The 16,123-nt window shown below is 40.6% G+C and carries 16 protein-coding genes; 9 read left to right on the top strand and 7 right to left on the bottom strand.

Annotation, left to right across the window (positions count from 1 at the left end; all coding sequences use genetic code 11):
* Nucleotides 1–19: 19 nt before the first annotated feature.
* The 7 genes from ACOFKR_RS16315 to ACOFKR_RS16285 are packed head-to-tail and all read left to right on the top strand — an operon-like array spanning nucleotide 20 to nucleotide 6,859.
* Nucleotides 20–1,480 (top strand): complex I subunit 4 family protein, encoded by a 1,461-nt coding sequence (locus ACOFKR_RS16315; RefSeq protein WP_419803657.1) that lies wholly within the window; start codon nucleotides 20–22, stop codon nucleotides 1,478–1,480.
* 4 nt (nucleotides 1,481–1,484) lie between these two features.
* Entirely contained in the window at nucleotides 1,485–2,864 is a 1,380-nt protein-coding gene (locus ACOFKR_RS16310) for an NADH-quinone oxidoreductase subunit N (protein ID WP_419801862.1), read from the top strand.
* A 59-nt stretch (nucleotides 2,865–2,923) separates the two neighbouring features.
* Nucleotides 2,924–3,577 carry a DedA family protein gene (locus ACOFKR_RS16305; protein ID WP_419801861.1) on the top strand — a complete coding sequence of 218 codons (654 nt, stop codon included), beginning with the start codon at nucleotides 2,924–2,926 and terminating at the stop codon, nucleotides 3,575–3,577.
* 24 nt (nucleotides 3,578–3,601) lie between these two features.
* Nucleotides 3,602–4,159 carry an inorganic diphosphatase gene (locus tag ACOFKR_RS16300; protein WP_419801860.1) on the top strand — a complete coding sequence of 186 codons (558 nt, stop codon included), beginning with the start codon at nucleotides 3,602–3,604 and terminating at the stop codon, nucleotides 4,157–4,159.
* A complete protein-coding gene (locus tag ACOFKR_RS16295; RefSeq protein WP_419801859.1) occupies nucleotides 4,159–5,502 on the top strand; it encodes a hemolysin family protein in 1,344 nt (447 codons plus the stop codon). Before ACOFKR_RS16300 ends, ACOFKR_RS16295 begins: the two co-directional genes overlap by 1 nt.
* Before the next feature lie 11 nt (nucleotides 5,503–5,513).
* Nucleotides 5,514–6,215 carry a 16S rRNA (uracil(1498)-N(3))-methyltransferase gene (locus tag ACOFKR_RS16290; RefSeq protein ID WP_419801858.1) on the top strand — a complete coding sequence of 234 codons (702 nt, stop codon included), beginning with the start codon at nucleotides 5,514–5,516 and terminating at the stop codon, nucleotides 6,213–6,215.
* Complete coding sequence (locus ACOFKR_RS16285) at nucleotides 6,212–6,859, top strand: DUF4159 domain-containing protein (protein ID WP_419801857.1); 648 nt, start codon at nucleotides 6,212–6,214, stop codon at nucleotides 6,857–6,859. Before ACOFKR_RS16290 ends, ACOFKR_RS16285 begins: the two co-directional genes overlap by 4 nt.
* A gap of 286 nt (nucleotides 6,860–7,145) precedes the next feature.
* Here ACOFKR_RS16285 and ACOFKR_RS16280 read toward each other — a convergent pair whose 3' ends face one another.
* Nucleotides 7,146–8,756 carry an SUMF1/EgtB/PvdO family nonheme iron enzyme gene (locus ACOFKR_RS16280; protein ID WP_419801856.1) on the bottom strand — a complete coding sequence of 537 codons (1,611 nt, stop codon included), beginning with the start codon at nucleotides 8,754–8,756 and terminating at the stop codon, nucleotides 7,146–7,148.
* Between the two features lie 224 nt (nucleotides 8,757–8,980).
* Between ACOFKR_RS16280 and porV the strand changes: the two genes are divergently transcribed.
* Complete coding sequence (gene porV / locus ACOFKR_RS16275; RefSeq protein WP_419801855.1) at nucleotides 8,981–10,171, top strand: type IX secretion system outer membrane channel protein PorV; 1,191 nt, start codon at nucleotides 8,981–8,983, stop codon at nucleotides 10,169–10,171.
* A 14-nt stretch (nucleotides 10,172–10,185) separates the two neighbouring features.
* The gene (gene ispF, locus ACOFKR_RS16270) at nucleotides 10,186–10,665 is read left to right on the top strand and encodes a 2-C-methyl-D-erythritol 2,4-cyclodiphosphate synthase (protein WP_419801854.1); all 480 of its coding nucleotides are present in this window, start codon (nucleotides 10,186–10,188) and stop codon (nucleotides 10,663–10,665) included.
* A gap of 70 nt (nucleotides 10,666–10,735) precedes the next feature.
* Here ispF and ACOFKR_RS16265 read toward each other — a convergent pair whose 3' ends face one another.
* The 6 genes from ACOFKR_RS16265 to ACOFKR_RS16240 form a co-directional block, all read right to left on the bottom strand.
* Entirely contained in the window at nucleotides 10,736–10,894 is a 159-nt protein-coding gene (locus tag ACOFKR_RS16265; RefSeq protein ID WP_419801853.1) for a FeoB-associated Cys-rich membrane protein, read from the bottom strand.
* A 57-nt stretch (nucleotides 10,895–10,951) separates the two neighbouring features.
* Nucleotides 10,952–12,145: a hypothetical protein gene (locus tag ACOFKR_RS16260; protein WP_419801852.1), complete on the bottom strand. Its 1,194-nt coding sequence runs from the start codon at nucleotides 12,143–12,145 to the stop codon at nucleotides 10,952–10,954.
* Between the two features lie 11 nt (nucleotides 12,146–12,156).
* On the bottom strand, nucleotides 12,157–12,993 hold the full coding sequence (locus ACOFKR_RS16255) for a type 1 glutamine amidotransferase (RefSeq protein ID WP_419801851.1): 837 nt from the start codon (nucleotides 12,991–12,993) through the stop codon (nucleotides 12,157–12,159).
* 15 nt (nucleotides 12,994–13,008) lie between these two features.
* The gene (locus tag ACOFKR_RS16250; protein WP_419801850.1) at nucleotides 13,009–14,106 is read right to left on the bottom strand and encodes a carboxylate-amine ligase; all 1,098 of its coding nucleotides are present in this window, start codon (nucleotides 14,104–14,106) and stop codon (nucleotides 13,009–13,011) included.
* Nucleotides 14,107–14,199: 93 nt separating this feature from the next.
* Nucleotides 14,200–15,240 carry an ATP-grasp domain-containing protein gene (locus tag ACOFKR_RS16245; protein WP_419801849.1) on the bottom strand — a complete coding sequence of 347 codons (1,041 nt, stop codon included), beginning with the start codon at nucleotides 15,238–15,240 and terminating at the stop codon, nucleotides 14,200–14,202.
* Nucleotides 15,241–15,333: 93 nt separating this feature from the next.
* Nucleotides 15,334–16,038 (bottom strand): esterase family protein, encoded by a 705-nt coding sequence (locus ACOFKR_RS16240; RefSeq protein WP_419801848.1) that lies wholly within the window; start codon nucleotides 16,036–16,038, stop codon nucleotides 15,334–15,336.
* Nucleotides 16,039–16,123: the final 85 nt, after the last annotated feature.

The following is a 16,123-nucleotide window of genomic DNA, read 5'->3' as shown; positions in this document are numbered from 1 at the left end:
CAGTTTGCAGAATCAAGATATGACGGTTATTCTACTCTTTTTACCCTTGTTGGCTGCATTGGTTCTGCTGTTTTTTAAAGGGCAAAATGTAAAAAATATTGCACTGTTTTTTGCGCTGGCCGAATTAGTTGTGGCAGCAGTAATGGTTTCTGGTTTTCATGCAGATGCCAGTTATCAGTACGTAGTTGATTATCCCTGGATTATAGATTTCGGTATTCATTTTAAAGCTGGTATAGATGGGATTAGCATGATTACAGTTATTCTGACAACGGTTCTGGTTCCGTTGATTATTCTGTCAACATTTAAACACAATTACAACAATCCATCTGCTTTTTATGCACTCATCCTTTTTATGCAAACCGGTTTATTGCTGGTTTTTACTGCGATGGACGCTTTTTTGTTCTACGTTGGATGGGAAGTTGCTTTAATCCCAATCTATTTTATCTGTGCTTTGTGGGGAGGTGAAAACCGCGTTAAAGTCACCATCAAGTTCTTCATTTATACATTTGCCGGTTCATTGTTTATGTTGTTGGGTATCATCTATTTGCATCTGCAAACTCCGGATAAATCTTTTGATATTCAATCCATCTATAATTTAAAATTTGATGCTTATCACCAGGGCTGGATATTCTGGGCATTATTTATTGCCTTCGCTATCAAAATGCCGATTTTTCCTTTTCATACCTGGCAGCCTGATACTTATACCACAGCACCAACCGGCGGCACGATGATGTTGTCGGGTATTATGTTAAAAATGGGTATTTATGGTGTAATTCGCTGGCTGATTCCGGTTGCACCGCTTGGTTTTATGCATTGGCAAAGTACAGCAATAATTTTATCCGTTATTGGTATCGTTTATGCATCATTGATTGCTTTCAATCAAAAAGATGGCAAACGTTTAATTGCTTATTCATCCATTGCCCACGTTGGCTTAATTGCTGCCGGTATTTTTGCCTGGAATATTCAGGGGGTACAAGGTGCTATGATCCAAATGTTAAGCCATGGCATCAACGTTATCGGTTTGTTTTTTGTGATTGATATCATCAGCAGAAGAATCAACACCCGTGATATCGGCCTGATGGGCGGCATTGCCAAAAGTGCACCTTTTCTGGCTGCTTCTTTTATCATTATAATTATGGGAACGGTTGCATTGCCGTTGACCAATGGTTTCATTGGCGAGTTTTTGCTGATGAACGGTATTTATCAATACAATATCTGGCTGGTTGCTATTGCCGGTTTGACCATCATTTTCGGGGCAGTTTATATGCTGCGGATGTACAAACAAATTATGCAGGGCGAAAGCAATTCTTTAACTGCCTTTTTTCCTGATGTTTCCGGTTCAGAAAAAATATTCCTGATTACAATTTGTGCATTGATAATTCTGATTGGTGTTTATCCGGAACCTCTGCAACACCTATCTGAAGCCAGCGTAACCAACCTGATTGAGCAGGTCAATCAAAAATTAATTTCAGCTAAATAAGCCAATGGGTACTCTTATTACAATCTCAGTTTTAGCGGTCGTTATTTTATATTTAGGATTATACCGGCTAAACAAAGCATTGCTGCCAGTTACGGTAATTGGGTTGGTTGTAGCTGCCGGATTTGCGATAGCCCAGTGGAACACCGCTGCAACACCTATTTACAGCGGTATGGTTTTGTTTGATCATTATGCCATCGCGTTTTCTGTAATTACGATACTTTCTACCATTTTAATCATCTTGTTGTCCCGAAATTATTTTGAACGGATTAGTGAACACGTTGCCGAATATTACGCCATTATCCTGTTTTCTTTAGCCGGGATTATGGTAATGGTTTCTTACCATAACCTGGTGATGCTGTTTATAGGCATAGAAATTATGTCTGTCTGCCTGTATATTTTAGCTGGAATCAAGAAAAAAGATTTTGCCTCAAATGAAGCTGCACTAAAATACTTTTTGATGGGGGCTTTTTCTACTGGCTTTTTATTATTTGGTATCACCCTGATTTATGGTGCAACCGGTTCTTTTGATTTGGAAACGATTAAAAATCACGTCTTGTCAAACACACAGGACATATCATACCTTTTTTACACCGGTATATTACTGATGATTGTTGGACTTTGCTTTAAAGTTGGAGCGGCACCATTTCATTTTTGGGCACCCGATGTTTATGAAGGATCGCCGACACTAATTACTGCTTACATGGCAACCGTAGTGAAAACCGCTGGTTTTGCCGCTTTTTTACGCCTGTTTGCCATTTGTTTTGCGCCCCTTGCAGATTTTTGGAGCCCGTCTTTATTAGTCATTACAATAATTACTTTGTTTATCGGTAACATTACGGCACTGTATCAGCATAATTTTAAAAGAATGCTGGCCTTTTCCAGTATTTCCCATGTAGGTTATATGCTATTTGCTATTGTTGCATTAGGGGTAGCATCTTCCAATGCTGTTTTTGTTTATGCAACGGCTTATTCTATTGCCTCTATCATTGCATTTGGTGTGTTGATGCTGGTACAGCAGCAAACCGGCAGCGGCAGTTTTGATAATTTTAACGGTTTGGGCAAAAGCAATCCGTTTTTGGCTTTTGTGCTTACGGTTTCTATGCTTTCTTTAGCAGGTATTCCTTTAACTGCGGGTTTTATTGGTAAATTTTTCATGTTTTCCAGGGCATTATCTCAATATCAAGTCTGGCTAACAGTCTTAGCTGTAATCAACGCTATCATTTCTATCTTCTATTATTTCAGGGTAATTATTGCCATGTATTTTAATAAAGAAGATCGTGCAGCAATCAGCATTCCGGGTAATGTAAGTTTTGTTTTAGGCATTGCTGCTTTAATTACCCTGATTATCGGTATATATCCTGCCTTCATTTCCAACATAATTTAGCATTGAGGCTTAAACTGCAATTAATTATATATTTGTAGTTTTACAGACTAACTTTGCTAATGAAAGAAATTTGGGAACATCTAACAAACTTGATTGATGCAGAAGCAATCATCAGCAAGGGCGGGATTTACCTTATTTTTTTTATCGTTTTTGCTGAGACCGGTTTATTTTTCGGCTTTTTTTTGCCTGGTGATTATTTGCTTTTTTTAGCAGGTATTTTTTGTGCTACCGGGATGTTGGAAGTATCAGTTTATCAGCTTCTGGGCACGCTATTTATGGCTGGCGTTTTGGGCAATTACGTTGGTTACTGGTTTGGCTTCAGCACCGGCAGGATGCTTTTGAACCGGGAAGATACGATGTTTTTTAAAAAACGATATATTTTCATGGCTGAAGATTTTTTTAAAAAGTATGGCGGAATGGCATTAGTATTTGGTCGGTTTTTTCCAATAATCCGAACTTTTGCCCCTATCTTTGCCGGCGTTGCAAAAGTTAAGTTCAAAACCTTTACATTTTATAATTTGGTAGGAAGCTTGTTATGGGTATTGCTGCTTACTTTGTCGGGGTTTTTCCTGGGGAGAAAATTTCCCGGGATAATACATTATATGCCGTTCATTATTGTTGGATTGATTGTGATTACAGCCACACCTGTAATCATAGCATATTTTAGATCTACAAAAAACAATTCTCCGCAAAATAACTTACCAACTGAATAATATTAAAAAATATATATCAAAATTATGACCTTAAAACATGCATGGCAAACCATCCCGCCGGGCGAAGATGGAAGATCACCGCAACGTGTTAACGCAATTATCGAAATTCCTAAAGGATCAAAATGCAAGTACGAAATTGATAAAGATTATGGCCTGTTAAAATTAGACCGTGTATTATTTTCATCGGTAATGTATCCCGCTAATTATGGTTTTATCCCGATGACTTATTGTGATGATAACGATCCTTTAGATATCCTGGTCATCTGCTCACAGGAAGTTGTGCCAATGTGTATTTTGGAAGCTAAAGTAATTGGCGTAATGCACATGGTTGACAAAGGTGAACGTGATGATAAAATCATTGCTGTGGCCGCAAATGATATGTCTGTAAATTACATAAACGATATAACCGATCTTCCGCCACATACCGAAGCAGAAATTACCCGTTTTTTTGAAGATTATAAAAAACTGGAGCATACTGCATCTGTAACTGTAGAACAGTTTGAAGGCAGGGAAGAAGCTTATCGTATCATCGAAGAAAGCATTGCGCTGTTTAAAACAATGTTTCAGAAACAAATTATTTAATGGAGCCCGATCTTGACGTAAGCGGTTTTCATGCTTTTTTAACTGTTTTTTTAGTATTACTGAACGGTTTTTTTGTAGCAGCCGAATTTGCAATTGTTAAGGTCAGGTCTTCCCAAATTGAAATCCAGGCAAAATCTGGAAGCCGGGTTGCTAAAGTAACCAAAACCATTTTACACCATCTTGATGCTTATCTGGCTGCTACCCAGTTAGGCGTTACCTTAGCTTCTTTGGGCTTGGGCTGGGTTGGTGAAGAAGTGATGACTAAAATTGTTTTCAACATTTTTAATTTTTTGCACATTACAATTACCGGTTCGCTGGCAAATAATGTTGGGCTTTTTTTAGCTTTCATGATAATTACAGTCATGCACATCGTTTTTGGCGAATTGGCACCTAAAACATTTGCTATAAAACAGCCGGTAAAAACCAGTTTGTTTATCGCTTTTCCACTGCGTTTTTTTTATATCGTTTTCCGGCCTTTCATCTGGGCTTTAAACGGATTTGCAAACGCAATTTTGAGGATTTTCGGGATCGAATCATCGCATTCAAGTGAGGCACATCATAGTTCAGAAGAACTTCAGTATTTGTTAGATCAGGGTAAAGAAAGCGGAGTTTTAGATTCTAACGAGCACGAACTGATTAAAAACGTATTTGATTTTAACGAGCGTGTTGCCAAAAACATCATGGTTCCACGAACCAAAATTTCCGGTGTAGAATTGCACCTCAGCAAAGAAGATTTACTTAACCGAATTATTAAAGAAGGTTATTCGCGGATGCCGGTTTACGAAGATACAATGGACAAAATTGTCGGTATCGTACAAGCCAAAGATATTTTGCCTTTATTGGTCAACCAAACTGATTTTAAATTAGAAGATATCATCCGTAAACCGTTTTTCATCCCGGAAACCAAAAAAATCAATGATTTAATGACGGAACTGCAACTCAAACGAATCCAGATTGCAATTGTAATGGATGAGTTTGGCGGAACAGCCGGAATGGTTACGCTGGAAGATATTGTGGAAGAGCTGGTTGGAGAAATCCAGGATGAATATGATGAAGAAAAACCAATTGTAGAACGCTTAAATTCAACCGAATTTGTAATTAATGCGCTGGCCAGTATTTATGATGTGAACGAAGAATTACCTCATGATCTGCCCGAAGACGGTGATTTTGATACCGTTTCCGGTTGGCTGGGCGAAATATTTGGCAAAATACCGGAAGTTGGTGAACAGAAGGAAGCTAACGGTTATAACATTACCGTGCTAAAAAAAGCAGGACAAAACATTGAATCTGTTAAGCTGGAATTATTGCTGAACGAGGAAGATGTTTCTGATAATGACGATTAAATTGCTGCCGGATGTATCTTTTTTATGCACCTGATTTGAACCCGGCAGATTGCTTTTTAAATGAAGAAGAAAGCAGGCATTGCGCCAAAGTGCTGCGTTTGCAAAAAGATGACTTAATCGAAATTGTAGATGGAAAAGGCTTCTTTTATCGTGCAAAAATCAGCGTCCCTGATCCGAAGAAAACCTGCTTTGAAATCCTTGATTCCGAGTCGGGATTCGGGAAACGCAACCATTATCTGCACATTGCCATTGCACCGACCAAAAATATTGAACGCTTAGAATGGTTTATCGAAAAAGCCACAGAAATTGGGATCGATGAAATTACGCCAATCCTGTGCCAGCATTCTGAACGAAAAATCATCAATCACGAGCGCTTAAACAAAGTGGTTACTTCGGCCATGAAACAATCGCTTAAAGCGTACCATCCAAAGTTAAATCAGCTTACAGCTTTTTCAAGTTTGGTTCGGGATAATAATAATTCGCAAAAATGGATTGCCTATTGCGGAGACACCAAAAAAACATCGATAAAAGAAGCATTGCTACTGCAACAGAACTATTTGGTTTTGATTGGGCCTGAAGGTGATTTTTCTCCGCAGGAAATTAAGCTGGGTTTAGAAAACGGATTTAAAGCCATAACTTTAGGACAAAGCCGATTAAGGACAGAAACGGCTGCTTTGGAAGCTTGTTTTGAAGTTAATTTTTTAAACCGATGAAATACCTGCTGCTGATATTTTTATTCCTTTCGCCAAAACCTCCTGAACCAACTTATAAAATAGCCAAAATAAAATACAGCGGCGGCGGCGATTGGTACGGCGACCGCACGGCTTTGACTAATTTAATCAGGTTTTGTAATGAAAACCTGAAAACCAACATCAAACCAGAAGATGATGTGGTGGAAGTTGGCAGCGAAACAATCTTTAATTATCCTTTTACATTTTTAACCGGGCACGGAAATGTGGTTTTTTCTGATCAGGAGGTAAAAAACCTGCGCAAATATTTAACAGGCGGCGGTTTTTTGCATATTGACGATAATTATGGTTTAAACCAGTTTATCCGCCCGCAAATGAAAAAAGTTTTTCCGGAACTGGATTTTGTGGAATTGCCGGTAAACCATCCGGTTTTTCATCAAAAGTTTCCATTCCCTAACGGTCTGCCAAAAATTCATGAGCATGATGGCAAGCGTCCTCAAGCTTTTGGGTTGACTTACAAAGGCCGTTTGGTTTGTTTTTACACTTACGAATGCGATTTGGGCAATGGCTGGGAAGATGCCGGAACTTATGCCAACGATACCCCAGAAAACCGTTTAAAAGCCTTGAAAATGGGTGCCAATCTGGTGGAGTACGCTTTAACACAATAATCTCAGCCTTCTGATACTGTTTTTATCGCCTAAAAACTGGGGTCAGTACTGGTCCAAACCAGGCAAAAACCAATTTTTAGTCGATAAAAAAAGCATGGTGTAAAGCACAAAAAAAGTTTAATCAAGTTCTACGTTTATACAAGATCGGCTTAAAGAATTATCAAAGTAAATCAGCATTTTAAATTTATACCGATAAAAACAGTACATGGTTTATGGTAAACTGTAAAAACGAAGCGGCTTTCATTTTTTAAGATGAAAGCCGCTTTTTATAAAACCAATACTCCTTTTACAACTGTATTTTCTTTGGTGATTTTGCTTTTTTAACCCGGAAATGCGGTTTATTTGCAGGGTTGATTTCGGCTTCGCCAATCATGCCCATGGCACAACGGAAACCAACTTCTGCTGTTGCGTCTTCCTGATCCATAAACCGGCGTGTTGCAGGGTTTAACCAGTAAGCACGATCATTCCAGGAACCGCCTTTGTAAACCTTAGAATGATCATTTACCAAAGTAGTATTGCCATATAACGTAGTATTAACAGAATCTGCATATCCCCTCACATCAGGTGTAAATGCTTTGCCGGTATTGTTTGCAGCGGTAACTGCATTTGCTGTCGGGTTGTTGTTAGCAACATTTGTTTCGGCCGCAGTGGCACGTTGTCCGTTCAATTCACTCCATTTCTGTTTTTTAGAAGTTTTGGCCAAATCTTTAATCGGTCGGCCATATTTATCTTTGGCCAGCAAACCTTTATCTGCATTGGCCAATCTTTTATCGGTATATATATTACCGCGGAAAGGGTTGAAATCTTCAAAATCTTCGTAAGATAACTGGCGGTAAGTATCAGCAGTCCACTCATTTACATTTCCGGCCATGTTATATAAACCGAAATCGTTTGGCGGATAGGAACGAACCGGCGCTGTAATATCAGCCTTATCGTTCAGGTAACCACCCGTACCCATGTTATCGCCGGCACCACGTTTAAAGTTGGCCAAAATCAAACCGCGGGTGCTCTTTTTTGGTGATCTGACACCCATACCATTCCAGGGATAAACTTTACCATCGCTGATGTTTTCAAATTGAGTGTTTCCGGCTAAAGCCAAAGCAGAATATTCCCACTCTGCTTCAGAAGGCAAACGATAAGGTTGTTTCAGCACACCATCCTCAATACGGGCCGGGCGTGTGGCCGGTTTACCACCTTTTCCTTTGTTGGCCGCATTCAAATCTGTAGGCATGTGCTTGCCATCAATACCGGTGCCGCGATATTGGCCGTTCAAATAAATATCTGTGTTGAAAGCAGCAGCACTACCTGTTTTTTTGTTTTTGCTCATGGTTTTCCAATCGGTGATGATGCCGCGTTCACGCAGAATTTCTTCATTAACGCGTTGTGTACGCCAATCGCAGTAATCATTTGCCTGATCCCAGCTAACACCAACCACCGGATAATCCTGATAACCCGGATGGCGCAGATAATTATCCACATAAGGCTCGTTGTAGGACAAAGGCTGCCGCCAAACCAACGTATCAGGAATGGCGTTGTAATATAATTCCCGATCTTGCGGATATGTTCTTTTGGTCCAATACATATACTCCAGCCAGTCTGTATTGGAAACTTCTGTTTCATCCATGTAAAAAGAAGCAACCGTGACCCTTCTTCTTATGTTATTATAATCAAACTGAAGATCTTCGTTTAAAGAGCCGCCCAAAACAAAAGTACCGCCTTCTATCGGCACCAAACCCGGGCCAGGAGCCGGATGTTTCTTGGCAAAAACCTGAAAACCGCCGTTGCTGCGGTCATTGTAAGCCCAGCCTGTTTTTTGAGATTTTGCTTTATTACAACTGCTTAACACACCACCCAGCATAAGCATTGCCAAAGCACAGTTAGTAAAATTTTTTTTCATTTTTAGAGAATCCTGTAGAACGTAAATTTAATATTTTTCGTAAAACACGCCAACATAAAATTTAGGCATCAGCAAATACCCTTTACAGATATTATTATATATTGAACGAAATAACATCTTTTAGAGTTACAGCAGATCAAAATTTAGTTAGATTTGGCAATAAGCAAGTTGTAAAGTAGTTATTTGCTTTGTAAAACGGTTTTTGTTTTGCTTTATTCTGTAACATGTATAATATTATCGTGCTGCTTAAAAATTATTGTTCCGGCTTGATGAAAATTGATATTATAATCAAAAGTGCTTTATTGCTAAGTATCAGTATAACTTTTAATGTTTTTTATGCTGATGCGCAAGTAAATGGCACCAACACAAACGGTGGTTCTTCTTCAGGTGCGTTGCTCACGGCAGTTCCTTTTTTAACTATTTCCCCTGATGCCCGTTCGGGCGCCATTGGTGATGCCGGTGTTGCATTGTCCAATGATAAAAATGCCAATTACTGGAACCCGTCAAAACTGGCGTTTATAGAAAACGGCGATCAGCTTTCCTTATCTTACAGTCCGTGGCTGCGCCGTTTAGTACCGGATATTAACCTGGCTTATTTAAGTTACGCACACAAGTTGGATGACCGCAATGTAATCGGCTTGTCTTTAAAGTATTTCAACCTGGGCAAAATTCAGCTGGTAGATATAAACCAGCAGGAGCAGGGTACATATACGCCCAACGAATTTGCTATCGATGCCAGTTTTGCCCGTAAGTTTGGCGAAAATTTCTCTTTAGGCACTTCTCTGCGGTACATTTATTCTAACCTTTCCAACGGTAGTTTTTTTACGGGCCAGCAAACCAAAGCCGGCCAGGCCGTAGCGGCAGATGTTTCTTTAACGTATAAAAAACCAACGGAACTTTTAGGTACAGATGATCTTTTTGCGCTGGGTGTCAACATTTCCAACATTGGTTCCAAAATCAGTTATACAGAAACCGGACAAAAATATTTTTTGCCCACCAATTTGCGGGTTGGTGTTGCCAACACGTGGTATTTAGATACTTACAACGAAATCACCGCTACTTTAGATGCCAATAAACTACTTGTTCCGAGCAATCCTAATTCAACAGCCAGTGTTCCGGCAGGTATATTCGGCTCGTTCACAGATGCTGGTTTCAGCGGGGAATTGAAAGAAATTAATTTTGGCGGCGGACTGGAATACTGGTATAATCATCAGTTTGCGTTGCGTACCGGTTATTTTTACGAAAACCCGAATCTGGGCAACCGCAAATACTTAACGCTGGGTGTTGGCTTGCGTTATGAAGCTTTTAACCTGGATTTTTCTTACTTAGTGGCCAATGAGCAGCAAAGTGCGCTTGCCAATACCGTACGTTTTACGCTGGGCTATTCCTTCGGTAAAAATCCATCAAACAAGTAATACTTCTTTTATCAATGAAAATTAAGGTAGGTTTTGGCTTTGATGTGCACCAGTTGCGCCAGGGCCACCCGTTTATTATGGGCGGCGTAAATTTAGCGCATACTTCCGGTGCTTACGGGCATTCTGATGCAGATGTGCTGCTCCACGCCATTTGCGATGCTTTGCTGGGCGCGGCCAATCTGCGCGATATCGGTTTCCATTTTTCTAATACAGATGACCGCTGGAAAGGCATCAACAGTTTATTACTGCTAAAAGAAGTATTGCGGATGCTGGCCGAGCGCAACTGGACGATTGGCAACATCGATGCCATGATTTGTTTGGAAGCCCCCAAAATCAACCCGCACATTCCGGCCATGAAAGCCCATATTGCAGAAGCAAGCGGCATCAGTGTGGAGGATATCTCCATCAAAGCCACCACCAATGAGCAAATGGGTTTTATCGGAAGAAAAGAAGGCGTAGTTGCTTATGCGGTTTGTTTAATTGAGAAGATTTAGGCTGATAAAAGAAGCATTGATCGCGCTGCTGCTTATTTTGAAAGTGAAGTTTAGCAGCAATAATTGTCAACTACTTGCTTTTATTTATTTCTACCTGAGAAAAATCCACGCCGCATTTGCAATTACTGCCGCAGCTTTTTTTAGCGGTGATGCTACTGTAAACCAACCGGCCAACATAAAAAATAGCCCCTAAAAACAGTATGGCAACAATGATGATCTGGAGGTTCATGCTTTTATAAATAATGCTTCTTTTATCGGGTAAATTTCGGAAAGCTCAGTCAAACTTTTACTGCTCAAAAAAAGCAACCGTACCGCCAACCCAGTCAAAATCTTTATTATATCGCACGCCAATCATTTTACCACGGCTTAAACGTGCCAAATTAATGGCTAAAGTTGGTTGTTTGTCTTTTTCAGGCCAAAGATACAAAATCCTGATTTCACATTTTACTCCGCCGTCAGGTGCCTGCACAATCGGTTCATAATTTACTTTCTCCTGAAGAATCCAGTTTTCCGGATCTGGAATTGCCTCAATATCTGCTTCTTTTACATCAATAATTACACCTTGCCCGGCAAAAGAAAACAGCGGCTTCAACACAAAATCTTCCAGGTTTTGCGGAACAGAAGGCAGTTCATTTAAAAACCAAGTTTTAGGCACAAATTCACTCTGTAAAAAAGGCATCGTAAACTTGCTGATGCGGTAAAACCAGTTTGGATGCGTAATCCATTCTACATCCAAATCCTGACGGATATCTACAACCCGGTCAAAAATATCAGGCACATGATCAATTTCATCAAAAATCAAGCGGTTATAAATACGTTTGATAAAAATCTTGCGCTCCTCTTTTAAATAATACAATTTTTTGCCTTCCTGCTTCAGATCTTCCAGCGGGATAACCGGAATGCCCAGCTGTTTTTGTGTGATCAGAAAATCAACCACTGTTTTTTGGTGAAACGCGTCAACATCCATCAAAACCACTTCTTCAGGCTGATACGGGCCAATGATGGTTTTTTTCAACAGTTCCAGATAACTTTCTTTGTTGAGGCCGGAAAAGTAAATGCTTCTTTTATCAGGTAAATTATAAGCTTCGCGATAACAATCCCCCAAAAAAGACTGAAAACCATACAAAGATGGAAAGCCTTGTAACTCAATTAGTTTTGGGCTGATATTGCCTTGTTCGTCTTTACAAATGGCAAAATCCAAAGCGATAAAATGCGGATGGCTGGTTTCGTTTGCCACGTTCCATTTTTGCGGAATGGCGCATTTGGTCAGTTCTTTAAAATCCGGATCAAAAATGGTTTTTAATATTTCTTCTCCGGCCAAAACCAGTTTTTCTTTTAATTCTTTGCTGATAAAAACCGGCGTTTCGGCTACACGAAAAGCAATATCTTCAGCCAAACCCTGCTGCAGCAGATTTAAAAAATGCTGATATTTTTCTGCTGAAAATTGCCTGTTAAAAGCTTTCCGTTCCGAAGAAATCATGGTGAATTAAATTATGCTTCCTGAAAAGTTAAAAGTGCCTGGTCCAGAAAATTCGGGATCATGGTGTTTTGTGTGAGCAGCAATTTGTCCGGATCGTTCAATCGTTCCAGCATTTCATCGTACTTGTGCTCTCCATGTTCGGCAATGGTTTCCTTTTTTCTTTCCGGTTCCAGCAAACGCAAACGCATACCTTCCGGGTCTGCTTCCGGATGAAACTGTGTGCCGATAAAATATTCGTTAAAACGAACGGACATCAGGCAACGTTCCCAATCCAAGTGCGGACGTTCTTTTTCGATGGCTAAAATCGTGGCACCAATTGCTTCAAAACGATCAGCGTTTGGTTCGATAACCTGCCAGGATCGCGAATCCACCGCATAAAAAGGTTCTGGCAAACCTGCAAAAACAGGGTCAATTTGCGCGTTTTCGGTTTGATGTACCGGCAAAATCCCAAACGAAGGCGAATGACGCTGATTTACCTTGCCCAAGCCATAATACCTGCACATTAACTGAAAAGAATGGCACACAAAAAGTACGTGTTTTTTCTGCGGATGATCAGAATTATTATGTTTTTGGATATTTTCGACCAATTCAAAATAAAGGGTTTCCCACACAGAACCTTCACTATCCAGCGGGCTTCCGGGGCCGCCGCTGGAAATATAAATGTCGAAACCCAAACCCGGGATTTCATTATTTCCGCGTAAATTAAAAACCTGGTAACTTAAATCAAGCTGGTTTTGTGTCCGGTATTTATCTAAAATATCCTGAAAACAGCGCATTCCCTGGTTTGGGTGGCCGTTGTACAAATCGATGATTGCTACTTTTATCGGTGTTTTTTCTGTGCTTGTCATGCTGTTTTTATACCCTTAAATTCCAACTAAAGTTTGCGCTGTGATGTAATCCACCACATCTTCAAAACTGTTTTTTTGCGCGTAAACGGCCAGCTGACGATCAGCACCGGTGCCATTTTCCAGTATTGTATGAATGTATTGCAAATCCTGACGGCAGCCTAATTCATCAACCACATCATCCACAAAATCCAATAATTCCAGGATCAAAGCACGGGTATTTACTTCCATTTCTTTGCCAAAATCAATCATTTTACCATCGATGCCGTAACGTGCTGCCCGCCATTTGTTTTCATTGATCAGCGCACGTGTGTAAGTAATAAACTTCATGTTATGCTGCCGAAGCTTATACAATTTGGCACACAAAGCCTGAAAAAGTGCCGTAAAAGCCATGGTTTCATCTACCAGCATCGGGCAATCACAAATCCTGAACTCGATTGTTTCAAAAAAAGGATGTACGCGGATATCCCACCAAATCTTTTTGGCATTATCAATACAATTGGTTTTTACCAGCATTTTGATGTAATTGTCGTACTCCTCAATGTTGTTAAAATAATCCGGGATGCCTGTCCGCGGAAACTTGTCAAAAACTTTAGTCCGATAGGATTTATAACCCGTATTCCTTCCCACCCAAAACGGCGAATTGGTGGAAAGCGCGTAAACATGCGGTAAAAAATAGCGGACCTGATTGGCAATATGGATGGCCAGCTCGCGCGATTGAATGCCCACATGCACATGCAGGCCAAAAATCAGGTTGGAGCGCGCGGCCTGCTGCAGCTCGTTCACAATTTCGTTGTAGCGCGGATGCTCGGTGATCAATTGGTTTTGCCAGTGCGAAAACGGGTGCGTGCCTGCAGCCCCAATGCGCATACCCAAATCCCCGGCCAGTTGCGCCACAGTCAAGCGTAATTTGGTCACTTCCTGGCGCGCTTCGTCGGTATTGTTGCAAATATGCGTGCCAACTTCAACAACGGCCTGGTGCATTTCTGCTTTTACCTGATCTTCGTGGATTTTTTGCGCGCCTTCTACAATTTTCTGATCGTGCGAAATTAACTCCCGGCTAACCGGGTCAATCACCATAAATTCTTCTTCAACACCTAAAGTGAATTTGTTCATCGTGCTTTATCTAAAAATGAATTGACCGTGCTGTTTTTATCGCCTAAATTTTGTTCTCTGCGGAAGGATTTATACCGATGCTTCTTTTATCGCCTAATTTTCAACGTTGGCAGCAGCGGGTTTTACTTTTTCTGCGGATTTGGTTTTTGCTGATTTTGCCTTGGTTTTCGGTGCGGCCACAACCAGTGGCGAACCCGTTGCAGATGATTTTACATACTCGCCCCAGGTTAAATTATCCGCACCTTCTTTTTGCGCTTTTGCCCGTTCAATAGCGTAATTTGCGGCGTTTTCTACCACCCACTCAAAGTTTTCTGCACCAACGCTGTTGATGTCCGCATCCGGTGCCGGGTTGCAAAAATCTATCGCATAAGGAATGCCATCGTGCACCGCAAATTCAACCGTGTTAAAATCGTAACCCAAATACTGGTTTAATAAAATGGTGTATTTTTTAATGGTGTCCAGCAGTTTTTGATCGGTAGAAGCACCTTCAATTACATAACGTTCGTGGAAAGCGTTGCGCGGTTCGTACTGCATAATTTTTACATATTTCCCGCCAATGCAATAGCAACGGAAATATTCTGTAAAGATAATTTCCTCCTGCAGCATCATTACGTACTGCTTGGTGCCGTTGTATTTGTTAAAAAAATCTTCAGAACTGTGCATTTTGTAAACCTCTTTCCAGCCGCCGCCGTCAAACGGTTTCATGTATGCCGGAAAACCAACATATTTAAAAATGGCCGGCCAGTTTAACGGATAAGAAAGGTTACGGAAAGATTCTTCCGAAGTATCGTCCGGATGCTCTTTGGAAGGCAGCAAAACTGTTTTTGGCACCGGCACGCCAATCTTTAAAGCCAGCGCGTTGTTGAAAAACTTTTCGTCTGCACTCCACCAAAACGGGTTGTTGATAACGGCCGTTCCGGAAATGGCCGCATTTTTCAGCATTGAACGGTAAAACGGCACATCCTGCGAAATCCGGTCAACAATCACGGCATAATCCAACGCTTCGCCCTGAAAAACCTTATCTACTTTTACAAATTCAGCGGTAATGTCTTGTTCGTTTTTACTGTTGATACGATCTACAAAAGCTTGCGGAAATGTGTTTTCCTTGCCAAATAAAATGCCTATTTTTTTCATCGGTTTAGTTTTTGCGGTGATGGTTGGATGCTGTTTTTATCGATACTTTTTCAGGATCAGATCAGCATCAACCAAAACCAGTTGAATAATTGATTAAATTGTTGACAGATAATGCGGAAACTGCGCCTTCCAAACCGGCCAGTCATGCGTTTCGCCTGCTCTAATGTCTAACCAGTGGTTAATATTTTTGTTGCGCAAAATAGTTGATAATATTTCGTTGGACTGCAGGCAGATATCAAATTCGGCTGTTCCTAAAGCAATGCCCATCTGCCATAAATCCGGCTGGTTGCTGCCCGGCAAAAAATCAACCGGATTGTTATAGTAAATGTCATCGTTATAAAAACCGTCTGTTTGTCTTCGGATATCAAAAATCCCGCTCATCGGGAACACATGGCTAACCTTTTCCGGATGTTTAAAAGCAAAATTTGCCGCATGATAACCGCCAAAACTGCAGCCCGCCATGATGGCTTTACTGTTTCCGGTTTCCAAGGTTGCCCACGGAACCAGTTCTTCCAGCAGCATTTTATCGTATTGATTATAATTGCGGGCACGTTCTGCCGGATGTACGCCTTTGTTGTACCAGCACAGCCAATCATAAGAATCCGGACAATAAACACGCACCAAACCTTCATCAATAAACCACGATATGGCATCAATTAATCCGTGGTCTTTATTTTGATAATATCTTCCGTTGGATGTTGGAAACAAGATTACCGGCCGACCGCGCTCACCAAAAACAAGCATATCTACATCAAAGCCCAGATTATACGAATACCATTTTCGGTGTTCCTCTTTCATTTTTTCGTTTTTAAAAGTTTGTAATATAGTTGCTTTGTAATTAAAATCAAACCAAAAGGCCGATGGTACTGCTTTTGTTACCTCA

Source organism: Mucilaginibacter sp. (assembly GCF_965201005.1).
In the GTDB taxonomy this organism is placed as follows: Bacteria; Bacteroidota; Bacteroidia; order Sphingobacteriales; family Sphingobacteriaceae; genus Mucilaginibacter_A.
This window is presented reverse-complemented; position numbering and strand designations above follow the sequence as displayed.